This window comes from Flagellimonas taeanensis (assembly GCF_003584105.1).
Lineage (GTDB): Bacteria > Bacteroidota > Bacteroidia > Flavobacteriales > Flavobacteriaceae > Flagellimonas > Flagellimonas taeanensis.
Genome location: NZ_QXFO01000008.1, coordinates 118,228 through 130,500 on the forward strand (window position 1 = coordinate 118,228; position 12,273 = coordinate 130,500).

Annotated in this window: 7 protein-coding genes and 1 tRNA gene; 4 read left to right on the top strand and 4 right to left on the bottom strand. The window is 44.6% G+C overall.

The window, feature by feature from the left end; all coding sequences use genetic code 11:
- Nucleotides 1–6: 6 nt before the first annotated feature.
- Complete coding sequence (lepA, locus tag D2V93_RS02755; RefSeq protein WP_119618295.1) at nt 7–1,803, bottom strand: translation elongation factor 4; 1,797 nt, start codon at nt 1,801–1,803, stop codon at nt 7–9.
- Between the two features lie 149 nt (nt 1,804–1,952).
- Here lepA and D2V93_RS02760 point away from each other — a divergent pair, with 149 nt between their 5' ends.
- Together D2V93_RS02760 and dusB are read left to right on the top strand one after the other, a co-directional pair.
- Nucleotides 1,953–4,373: an outer membrane beta-barrel family protein gene (locus tag D2V93_RS02760; protein ID WP_119618296.1), complete on the top strand. Its 2,421-nt coding sequence runs from the start codon at nt 1,953–1,955 to the stop codon at nt 4,371–4,373.
- 49 nt (nt 4,374–4,422) lie between these two features.
- Nucleotides 4,423–5,415, top strand: a complete 993-nt coding sequence (dusB, locus tag D2V93_RS02765; RefSeq protein WP_072876420.1) for a tRNA dihydrouridine synthase DusB — start codon at nt 4,423–4,425, stop codon at nt 5,413–5,415.
- Here dusB and D2V93_RS02770 read toward each other — a convergent pair.
- Both D2V93_RS02770 and rbfA read right to left on the bottom strand, forming a co-directional pair.
- Complete coding sequence (locus D2V93_RS02770; RefSeq protein WP_119618297.1) at nt 5,412–6,620, bottom strand: ABC transporter permease; 1,209 nt, start codon at nt 6,618–6,620, stop codon at nt 5,412–5,414. The two genes, dusB and D2V93_RS02770, sit on opposite strands and share 4 nt — an antisense overlap.
- Before the next feature lie 2 nt (nt 6,621–6,622).
- A complete protein-coding gene (rbfA, locus tag D2V93_RS02775) occupies nt 6,623–7,018 on the bottom strand; it encodes a 30S ribosome-binding factor RbfA (protein WP_072876416.1) in 396 nt (131 codons plus the stop codon).
- A gap of 105 nt (nt 7,019–7,123) precedes the next feature.
- On the opposite strand from rbfA, the gene mce reads away from it, so the two are divergent.
- Both mce and D2V93_RS02785 read left to right on the top strand, forming a co-directional pair.
- The gene (mce, locus tag D2V93_RS02780) at nt 7,124–7,540 is read left to right on the top strand and encodes a methylmalonyl-CoA epimerase (protein ID WP_119618381.1); all 417 of its coding nucleotides are present in this window, start codon (nt 7,124–7,126) and stop codon (nt 7,538–7,540) included.
- 50 nt (nt 7,541–7,590) lie between these two features.
- Nucleotides 7,591–7,664: transfer RNA gene (locus tag D2V93_RS02785), tRNA-Ile, on the top strand.
- A 112-nt stretch (nt 7,665–7,776) separates the two neighbouring features.
- On the opposite strand, the gene D2V93_RS02790 is transcribed toward D2V93_RS02785, so the two are convergent.
- Complete coding sequence (locus D2V93_RS02790) at nt 7,777–11,826, bottom strand: hybrid sensor histidine kinase/response regulator transcription factor (protein ID WP_119618298.1); 4,050 nt, start codon at nt 11,824–11,826, stop codon at nt 7,777–7,779.
- Nucleotides 11,827–12,273: the final 447 nt, after the last annotated feature.

A 12,273-nucleotide genomic window follows, 5' to 3' on the forward strand; every position in this document is an offset into this window, starting at 1 on the left:
AACAGCTTAGTCGTTCAATTTGAGCACGGCCATGAATGCTTGTTGTGGAATCTCCACATTGCCTACTTGGCGCATACGTTTTTTCCCTTTTTTCTGTTTTTCCAACAGTTTTCGCTTACGGGAAATGTCCCCACCATAACATTTGGCGGTAACATCTTTCCGAAGTGCTTTTATGGTCTCCCTTGAAATGACTTTGGATCCGATGGCCGCTTGAATAGGGATATCGAACTGTTGTCTTGGGATGAGTTCCTTCAGTTTTTCGCACATTTTTTTCCCGATATTGTGTGCGTTGTCAAAGTGGATGAGCGCAGAGAGGGCATCCACAGGCTGGGCATTCAGAAGGATATCCACACGTACCAATTTGGATATCCGCATCCCAATCGGTGTATAATCGAATGAGGCATAACCTTTAGAAACGGTCTTCAATCGATCGTAAAAATCAAATACGATTTCGGCCAAGGGCATGTCAAAAATGAGCTCCACCCGTTCTGGGGTCAAATAGGTCTGGTTCTTGATCTGGCCGCGCTTTTCAATACAAAGGGACATCACGTTCCCCACAAAATCCGATTTTGTGATGATGGTCGCCTTGATGTAAGGTTCTTCCACTCGGTCCAAGGTGGATGGGTCGGGAAGGTCCGATGGGTTGTTTACAATGACAGGGGTCTCCCTATCCTTGGTAGTGAAGGCATGGTAGCTTACGTTGGGGACTGTGGTGATAACGGTCATGTCGAATTCGCGTTCCAACCGCTCTTGGATAATCTCCATGTGCAGCATTCCCAAAAATCCGCATCGAAAGCCAAAGCCCAAAGCCGCACTACTTTCGGGTGTAAAGACCAGGGAGGCGTCGTTCAATTGCAATTTTTCCATGGAAGACCGGAGCTCCTCAAAATCTTCAGTGTCCACGGGATAAATCCCCGCGAAAACCATCGGCTTCACGTCCTCGAAACCTTCAATGGCATTTTTGGTGGGATTGGCGGCATCGGTAATGGTATCACCCACCTTCACTTCGCGCGCGTCCTTGATCCCGGTGATCAAATAGCCCACGTCTCCCGCCGAAATTTTGTTCTTGGGCACTTGTTTCAACTTTAGTGTACCAATTTCATCAGCTTCATAGGCCCTTCCAGTGGCCACAAACTTGATTTTTTGCCCTTTTTTGATTTCTCCGTTGATGACCCTAAAATAGGTTTCGACCCCTCTGAACGGATTATAAACGGAATCGAACACCAAGGCCTGGAGCGGCTCGGAAACATTGCCCTTGGGCGCAGGAATCCTTTCAATAATCGCTGTCAATATTTCTTGGATACCGATACCTGTTTTGGCACTGGCAGGGATTACCTCCTCGGCCTTGCATCCCAAAAGATCCACGATGTCGTCCGTGACCTCTTCCGGATTGGCACTGGGAAGATCCACTTTGTTGAGCACAGGGATGATCTCCAAATCATTTTCGAGGGCCAAGTAAAGGTTCGAAATGGTCTGTGCCTGTATGCTCTGTGCCGCATCCACCACCAAAAGGGCCCCTTCGCAGGCTGCGATGGACCGGGACACTTCGTATGAAAAATCCACGTGGCCGGGAGTGTCGATCAAGTTAAGGATATAGGTTTCCCCTTCGTGCACATACTCCATTTGGATGGCGTGGCTTTTGATCGTAATGCCGCGTTCGCGTTCAAGGTCCATGCTGTCCAACAATTGATCCTGTTTTTCGCGTTCGGTTACAGAGCCCGTAAAGTCCAACAAACGGTCGGCCAAGGTGCTTTTACCATGATCTATATGTGCAATGATGCAAAAATTCCTAATCTTCTCCATATCAACAATAACCCGCCAAAAAGGCTGATGAGCAACTGCAAATATAATTGTTTTAAGTACCTGCCGATGGTTTTTTGCAAATAAGAAAAAAGGGGGCTTATATCGCTCAAGAATAATTTCTTAGATTTGAGGTCCAACCCTAGCCTTAAATGAAAAACCTCACCTTTGTATTTTTATCGGTGTCTTTGATCAGCGGTTGCCTCACTGGGCAAACGTTCAAGATTACCGGAAAGGTGGTGGACGAACAAAACCAGATAATCCCGTACGCCAATATTCTGCTGTTACAGGCCTCCGACTCCACTTTTGTGAAGGGCACCTCTGCGGACGATAATGGTTTTTTTGAACTGATGGAAGTGGCCCCCGATCTGTATTTATTGCAAGCGAGCTATGTGGGGAGGGGTTCGGAGCCAAGGGCATTGGACATTGCCAAGGATGTTTCCCTTGGGGCTCTCATCATACCATTGGAAAGCAATGAACTGGATGAGGTCGTGGTCACCGCACAACGCCCGAAGCTACAAAAACTTCCAGACAGACTGGTCTTTTCGGTTGAAAATACTGTGATTTCACAAGGAAATTCGTGGGACATCCTCAAGAGCACACCAGGAGTGATCGTTGCCGAGGACAGATTGCTGGTCAGGGGACAGAGCGCAACCGTTTACCTGAACGATAGGAAAGTTCAGTTGTCGGGACAAGAGGTGCAAGATCTGTTGCAAGGACTTTCGGGAACGAACATCAAGTCCGTTGAGGTGATCGGCAATCCACCGGCAAGTTACGATGCGGGAGGAGGTCCCATTTTGAACATTGTGACCTCGAAAAGCATTGTTCCGGGATACAAGGGAAGCATCAACGGGAGCTACACGCAGGCTGTTTTTCCAAAGTATAGCCTGGGGACCAGCCATTACTATAAAACGGACAAGCTCCATTTGTTTGCCAATTACACCATCAACCCACAAAAGGAACTTAGAAAAACGGACAAGGGCATCCATTTTATGGATGACACCAATTCGGTGTTTTCCCAATGGGACACCCACTACGAAAGGAACAATAGCTCCCAATCACAGAATGCGAACTTTATCATGGACTATGACTTTGATGACAGGAACAGTGTGGGTCTTACCTCCAACGTGTTGTTCAATCTGGGGGAAGACCAAGAAACCCGTTTGACCAATACGATGAGAAACGGGTTGGGGCAATTGGATTCCACGTTTACCACGCGGAACAATGCGGTCCTGGACAATACCAATCTCGCTTTTGACCTTACCTATGTGCACCGCTTGAAGAAGGAGGGAGCCAAGTTAAGTGTGAATGGGCACTATACCCATTACAACGGACAGACACTGCAAAACCTTTCTTCCGAATATTTCGATGCAAGCGGCGCTTTCCTGCGTGATTTTGGTTTCGATTCCGATTCCGAGCAAGATATTGACATTTTCACGGGTCAGGTGGATTATGCCACTCCAATTGGAAATGCCTCTTTGGAAACAGGGGCCAAGATTTCCTCCATTGCCTCAGAGAGCAATGTGGATTTTTTCAATTTCAATGGTTCCAGTAACACGGTGGGCCCATCCCAATCCGACAATTATACCTATGACGAAAAAGTATATGCGGCCTATTTCAGTTTGGTGAAAAACTGGGAAAAATGGTCGGTTAAATTAGGGGTGAGAGGTGAGCTTACCGAGGCCAAAGGGATTTCGGAGACCCTTGGCGAGACCAATACACAGGACTTTTTTGAACCCTTCCCCTCTTTATATGTGCTCTATTCGCCATCGGAAAAGCACAGTATATCGTTCGACTACGGAAGAAATGTGGACAGGCCCAAGTACAATGATCTCAATCCCTTCCGGTTTTTCTTCAATGAAAATGATTATGAAGAGGGAAACCCAGGGCTTGTTCCCAGTTTCAGCAACAATTTTAACCTGAACTACACGATAAACAGCGAATATTTCTTTGATGTCTATTATCGGGACAATGGAAGAAACATTTCCTATTTGGTCTTTCAGGACAACACAAACCAGACACTTGTGGAACTGAAACAGAATGTACTGGAGAGCAAGTCCTATGGACTGGACTTTACCCTGAGCAAAACCGTTTTGTCCGCTTGGGTGCTGTATGCCTACACCTCTTTTTTCCACGAAGAGGCAACCTTTTTGGCCGCGGAGAGTGGAAATGTGCCCTACACCAACGAAGTGGACGGGTTTTATGGTTACCTGTCCAACTACCTCACCCTGTCCAAGGACGGAACCTTCACGGGAGAGGTCACGGCCACATACCTATCCAAGTTTTTGTTCGGGTCCTATATCTCCGACGATCAGTTTAACCTGACTTTGGGCCTTCGAAAGACACTTTTTGACAACAGGATAACCCTGTCCTTGTCAGCGGAGGACATTCTGGAAAAGTATGTACCCACCTACCGTTCGCAGTACCTCGACCAGGACAATTTTTACCGAAGACGCCCTGAAACACAGTTCATCCGGTTTGGCTTCACCTATAATTTTGGCAATTTCCGATTGGAGGACAACCAACGTGGGATCGATAAAAAGGAGCGGGACAGACTACAATCCAAAGACTAATATGCTGATTCTGGGGTATTTTGTATTTTTGCAGTCCAAAAAATAGGATTTGCCAAAAATAGGAAACATAGAACTGCCTGATTTTCCATTGCTTCTTGCCCCGATGGAAGACGTGAGCGACCCTCCTTTCCGTGCACTCTGCAAGGAACAAGGGGCAGATGTGGTATATACCGAGTTCATTTCTTCGGAAGGTTTGATCAGGGATGCGGCCAAAAGTGTCCTTAAACTGGACATTTATGAAAAGGAACGCCCAGTGGGCATCCAGATTTTTGGTGCGGAGCTGGACTCCATGCTCCAGGCCGTGGATATTGTGGAGCAATCCAATCCGGATATCATCGATATCAATTTTGGCTGCCCCGTAAAAAAAGTGGTCTGCAAAAATGCAGGAGCGGGAATCTTACGGGATATTCCCCTCATGGTAAAATTGACCGAGGAAATCGTCAAGCGGACCAAACTTCCCGTTACCGTCAAGACGCGATTGGGCTGGGATTCCGATTCCATCAAAATTGTTGAGGTAGCAGAACGTTTGCAGGATGTGGGCATACAGGCCATTTCCATCCACGGACGCACGCGCGTGCAGATGTACAAGGGTGAGGCAGACTGGAAGCCCATTGCTGAGGTGAAGAACAACCAACGCATGCAAATCCCCGTATTTGGAAATGGCGATGTGGACACCCCCGAAGCCGCAGTGAGGATGCGTGACGATTTTGGTCTGGATGGAGCCATGATCGGTAGGGCCAGTATCGGATATCCCTGGTTTTTCAAGGAGGTAAAACATTTCTTCAAGACAGGGGAGCACATGGCACCGCCATCCATGCAAGAACGTGTGGACGCTGCGCGCAGGCACCTACAGATGTCCATCGACTGGAAAGGCGAAAAATTGGGCGTGTTCGAGACCCGAAGGCACTACACCAACTATTTTAAGGGCATACCCCACTTCAAGGAACACCGTATGAAAATGGTGACCAGCGACGATGCGGTGGATGTATTTGCTGCGTTTGACGAAGTGCTCGAGAAATTTGAGGACTTTCAGTTCGCCTAGGCAGCGATCATTTTTTTGGAAATGCGGCTACTGGCTATTTTTGACGAAATAAAGCCCAAAACCACAATGGTGGCCATCACAATCAATAGGTTCATGGCATCGAACTCCACTGGATAGGCCAGCGAAGGGGTTATTTTCAACCAGCCAAAGACCAATTGGGAGACAATCAGCAAGGTGCCGATCAACACCCCGATAAGCCCGCCCAGAGAAGTTACCAAAAGCCCTTGGATAAAATAGATCCTCCGTAATTCTTTAATGGTGGTGCCCAAACTGAACAAGGTCTTTGAATTTTGCTGTTTGTCCAAGATCATCATGATGATGGCCCCGACGACATTGAACAAGGCAATGATCAACACCAATGTGAAGATGAGATAAGTGGCAAGGTTTTCCGTTTTCAGCATGCGGTGGAGCGTGCTGTTCTGCTCCTGTCGGGTCAGCAACTGCACTTTGTCGCCCAAAACGGCCTGAATGGAACTTTTCACTTCATCAATTTTTGATAGGTCGTTCAGTTTAAAATTGATGCCAGAAACCATGGTGCTGTCCTTTTCCAATAATTTCTGGATAAGGGGGAGTTGGGCGAACACATATTTTTTGTCGAGGCCCTCTTCCACGGCATATACGCCACTGACCACCAACGGAAGTTCGTTGTAGGGTTTTGAATTGGTGAGCCCCTGTTGCGTGAAAGAACCTTTTCCGGGCTTTGGGACAAGGACCATCATGGGCGTTCGGTTGTTCGTGGGGACGCCTAGCAGATTATAGATGCCAATGCCAATGACCCCGTTGTACTCCATGTTGCCCCAATTACCAAATTGTAAGGTGCTGTCCACCCCGGTCACCGATCGGTATCGCTCATCCACTCCTTTTATATAGGCAATGGTGCTTTTCTCCTTAAAGGTCAAATAGGCCCTTTCCTCCAGTTCCTTGGAAAAATTGGCCAACTCGGGAATGTCCTGCAAAGCAGCTTCTTCACTGGGCATCAGGGAAAAATATTTCCCGGTTGTGGGCGTGGCCTTCAAGTCGGGATCAAAAGTATTGGAAAAAGACAGACTGAACGTTTTTAGCCCAGCAAAGGCCGAAAGCACAATGAAAAGTGCCGCAGAACCAATCACGATGACCAAAAAAGTAACAAAATTGATGATGTTCACCGCATTTTGACTGCTTTTGGACCGTAGATAGCGCTTGGCGATATAAAACGGGAAGTTCAAGGTCAGGATTTCTTTCGTTTGTCGAGCAGGTCCCTGTTCTCTATGGGGTTTTCCTCCCCTTTGAGCGATTGTTCAATTCTATCGATATATTCCAAGGAATCATCCAGATAAAAAACAAGCTCGGGCACTCTTCTCAACTGGTTTTTGGTACGAAGGGCCAGTTCATGGCGAATGGTCACTTGGCTGGCCTTGATCCCGGCCAACAACTCTTTGGCGTCCTTGTTGGGAAAAATGCTCACATAGACCTTGGCCAATGACAGATCCACCGTTACAGATACTTTGGAAACAGAGATCAAAGTTCCCCTGAGCCCGCCATCAGTGGCCGCTCGTTGCAGGATGTCCGCCAGATCTTTTTGGATGATTCCTGCTATTTTCTTTTGCCGTTGTGTTTCCTCCATGGTGCAAAAATAAAGGAAATCCTGACTAACCCCGCACTTTGAATGGATTACAGTCCGTAATTTTGGAAAAACCGTGCATTGCAGAACATAAAATCAGGTAGGTCCATGGATAAAATTGAACACATCGGCATTGCCGTAAAGAATTTGGAAGCGTCCAACCAGTTATTCGCCAAATTGCTGGGAGTGCCCCCCTATAAAATGGAAGAGGTGGCCTCGGAAGGCGTGAGGACCTCTTTTTTTGAATCGGGACCCAACAAAGTGGAATTGTTGGAAGCCACAAGTGCTGACAGCCCAATTGCGAAGTTTTTGGAAAAAAGGGGAGAGGGCATCCACCACATCGCCTTTGCTGTGGAGGATATTGTTTCGGAGTTGGCCCGACTGAAGAAGGAAGGGTTCCAGCTATTGAACGAAATACCCAAAAAGGGGGCCGATAACAAACTGGTGGCATTCCTGCACCCGAAGGGCACAAACGGTGTGCTGGTGGAGCTTTGCCAAGAAATAAAAGCAAAGGAGGGGCGTTAAAACCTTGCGGTGTAGAAAAATAAACACTAATATTGCATCCGCAAATTGCGGGTCCTATAGCTCAGTTGGTTAGAGCACCTGACTCATAATCAGGTGGTCCCTGGTTCGAGCCCAGGTGGGACCACTTCAACAAAGATAAGCCTTTCAAGCAATTGGGAGGTTTTTCCTTTTTATGCGGGTACAACATAGGTACAACATTTTAAAAAAGATCATTATATCTATCATAAAAGGGTGTTTTATTTTATTAAGGCACTGGGAGACCGGCCAAATTGCTTTTTAAAACATTTGCTAAAATAAAAAGGGTCCTTAAAACCAACCATATCTGCCACTTCGGAAACATTGTAATTTCTTGTCCTTAACAAATGTGCGGATTTTTTCAACCGTATGGTCTTAATAAATTCATTTGGGGAAAGATCCGTAAGTTCAGTGATTTTACGATAAAGTTTAGAAGAACTTATGCCCAACTCCTTGCAAATGAAGCTAGAGGAAAGTTCTGCGTCATCAATATTCTTCTCGATTAGATTTTTGATTTTTGTAATCAATTCAATATCTATCTGTGAGTGGGCCAAAGTCAACACATCACTTTCTACCTCACCTGAAAATTTTTGTTTTAGATCGAAATGATTCTTAAGGATATTGTCAATACGCGTCTTTAAAAGAGAAGGGTCAAAAGGCTTTACCAAATATCCGTCAACACCAAGCTTATATCCATTGATCCTGTTTTCATTCTCCGCTAGGGCCGTGAGTAGTATTACTGGAATATGGCTAAGGTTTTCATCCTTTTTCAGTTCTTTTACAAATTCAAAGCCATCCATTTTGGGCATCATCACATCCGCAACACAGAGGGTCGGCTTTATTTTTCTACAGATCTTTAAACCTTCTTTGCCATTTTCGGCTTCGTACACCTTATAAAAATCAGAAAGATATTCCACTACATACTTTCTTAGTTCCGAATTGTCCTCAATAATCAATATCTTTTGTTTGACCTCAACATTGTTCTTGTTGGATGGAATGCTATTGAACGAAGCCTCCAGTTTTTTTATAGGGATTAAGGCATCATCGATAATATCCTTGTTTTGGGGAAAATCGCCCAACTCCTTCTTGGAAAAGGCCGATTTGTGCACGGGCAATACCACTGTGAATATACTACCTTTCCCTGGCTGGCTCTCTACTTTTATCTCTCCTTTGTGAATTTCCACCAACGATTTTACCAGGGATAGGCCAATGCCGGTGCCCGTAGAGTTTCCCATGTTGTTCTGGACTTGGTAAAATCTGGAAAAGATACGCTCTTGGCTTTCCGAAGGTATCCCGATCCCGTCGTCACTTACTTCAATGACCAATTTTTTGTTGGTCTCGTTTTCCTTGAATCCGATGAACAGATCAACATTTCCATATTCATTGGTAAATTTTAGGGCGTTTGACAATAGGTTGAAGAGAATCTTATTGTACTTGTCAATGTCTATCCAACATTTCATGGACTGCTCTTCAACATTAAGGTTCAAGGTGATGTTTTTGGCATGGGCCACTTCCACAAAGGAGTTCAATATGTTTTCCGTTCGGACCAGAATGTCTGTTTTGAAGACTTTTAGGGCCAATTCCCCTGTTTCTGCCCTTCTAAAGTCCAAGATCTGGTTCACCAAGCGAAGCAATCTTTCTGCATTTTGCTGGATAAGATTTCCCCTGCCTTTTGAATAGGGACTGAGCTCATCTTGCTCCAAGAGCTGTTTTACCGGTCCAAGGATCAAGGTCAGTGGCGTTCTTAGTTCATGGGATATGTTGGTGAAAAACCTCAATTTCTCATTGTTCAACTTTTCATCTCGTTCTCGCTGTACCTTTTCCATCAAAAGCTCCCTTTTCAATTTTAGACGAGAACGGATCTGCTTTCTGGCAAAGAAGATGATCAATCCCAGAGCCAGTGCTATCAATCCCAGACCCTTGCCTGTCAACCAAAAAATAGGTGAGACCGTAATCTCATAGGTTGACGTTTCACTCCAGTTGCCATCACTGTTCCTTGAGCGTACCTCAAAGGTATAATCCTTTGAAGGTAGGTTGGTGTATTGTACGGTCCTTGAATCACTAGTAGTCTCTATCCAATTTTCATCAAAACCTAAAAGTCTGTATTGGAATCTGTTCAATCTTTCATTGGTATATGATGGGGATGAGAATTGAAAGGAAATGTTTCTGTTCTTATAGTCCAAAACCATACGTTTGGAATAGTTCAGGTCCATTTTCAAAGGGACCTGCCCGTTGATGTCCAATCCCGGAAATACTTCATTATTCTGAATTTTAAAGCTCGTGATCACCGGAGGCGGCACATAGGTGTTTTCCTTGATCTTATTTGGTTCAAAGTAAATAATCCCGTTTTGGGCACCCACATAAATCCGGGAATCATTGAATTCGAAAAAACCATTCATGCTAAAAACATCCAGCCTGTTTCCACTTTCGATATGGTAGAAATACACCTCATTGGAATGTGGTTCGTATCTGGCCAGACCATTATTGTTCATGTTGAGCCAAAACGTCCTTGAACTATCGATTTCGATATCAGTAATCCACTTACCCAATAACTCTTCCGGTTGGGAGATCCTATCAAAATTGTCTTTCTCCGCATTGTATTTTGCAATTCCGTTGCGAGTGGAGACCCAAACACTGGATTCATCATCCACCAAAATATCGGTGATGTAATTATGGGGAAGCCCCTCATTGTTTTCGGCATCACTTCGGTACTGTTTGCTAATCCTTGTTTCCACATCATAATGGATCACACCATCCTTGGTGGATAGCCAAAGTGTATTTCCCTGTCGTTTGATTTTATCAATTTCGGCATCGGGCAGTATGGCCTTTGGTCCAATGGGTACCATTGTTTTGTCATCCAAAAATTGGACACCCTCACCAAAGGAACCAACAATCAGTGTGTTGAGGTCATATTTCAAGAAAGCCAGCACCGGGGAACTTATAAAGCCGATGTCCTTTATTGTTGAGCTATCGGTTACATAATCATAGATGAGCACCTTTCCGTTCCAAAGACCACAGTAGAAGATTTTTCCGTCGTCGGAATAAATACTGGTAATATTGTTCGTTTTATAGTGCAGGGGCACAAAATGTTCACCTTTTGAAATGAACAATCCATTATTTTTGGTGGCCACTATAAGTCTGTTATCATAGGTTTTGGAAAATCCTTTGATGGTCGGCGCCTTATTGTCTATATACAAGGAAATGTCCTTGTTGATCTTGAACTGATTTTCATACGGATCATATTTGTCCAGACCATTTTCCGTTCCGATCCAGAGTACCCCGGAACCGTCAAAGTAAAGGGCGGAAATCAAGTTATCGACCAAAGAGGTATCATCGGACAATATGGAAAAGTGTCGTTCAAAATCACCTTTGGCAATGTCCTCCAGATTATTGCACACAATAAGTCCGCCCAGTGTGCCAAGCCAGAACTTACCATCCGGAGCTCTTGCGATTGATAGAAAATAGGGGCCGAGATCTTCCCGGACCACATCATCTTCTATATACAGGTTCTCAAAAGTGTCCGACTGCCTGTCCAACTTGAAGAGGCCTTTTCGGGTCCCTGCAAAGATGTCCGACTTATGGTCTTGGTAAATAAAATGGATGTATGGGTATTTTTCATCTGAATGGGGTACGGACAGGATATAATTGGTGTATTGTGAAATCGTCCCTTGGGTGTTCAAGATAATTTTGGCGATGGAAACGCCATTATAACTTCCGATCCAAATATTGCCTTCATTATCTTCAAAAATTTCCTTAATGTAGTCATAGTTGGGAAGATCGACCTTTGTGAAAACTTTCTCCAAGGCATCGTATCTATAAAGCCCATTATATTTGGTACCTACCCATACCCTTTTATGGCGATCGATATGAACGGCTCGGATTTCCGCATAGGGAAAACTGTCCTGACCATTCTTATTCTGCAAAAAGTCAACAAGTTCATGGGTTGCAGTATTAAAACGTAATAGTCCCTTATTGGTACCTATCCACATATTGTTGGTGGTCGGGTCTAGCTCCATACCAGTTACATCTGCTTTGTAAATGTCACTGTTCAAAGATGAAGACAATAGATCGGGCTTAAACTGGTACCCATCAAATCGATTCACCCCGGAAAAAGTGCCCAGCCACAAGAAACCTTGCTGATCTTGTATGATGTGTCGCACCGAATTATGGGACAGCCCATTTTTATCATTATAATGGTTGAATTTTAAATGCTGCGCATCAAGATAAAAGAAGGAAACTAAAACAAGTATGATTGCGAAGTACGTTTTCATTAATGCAGGATTTACAATAGGATACTTGTTTCAAATTACCAGAAACACCCCAAACCTAAACGGACATGCCTTTGTCAAGAATCCTGATGTTATGCGCAAGCCCTTTGGCAAAGGAAAAGTGTTCAGTCAAATATATTTCTTTTGGCAGGCATTAAGGTAGTTTGGATGGGCCAATAGATGGAATATTTAACCAAATTCCTGTAAATAAGCTTCTAAATTTCGGTTTTTATTCTCCGACCAATGGGATGTAATTCCTTGGGGGGGATGGTAATTGTTTCAAGCTCCATAATGAATCAAGGACCAGACAGACACTATCGTCACCACATTTAATTGGTTACATCCGCTTCATCCCATTTAGTCAAAATTCAGGCATATAAGGTGAAAATTTACATGATTTTGATTGAAAATCACATTTTCATTAAGGGTAAAGAATTGTAAAATTGCTAG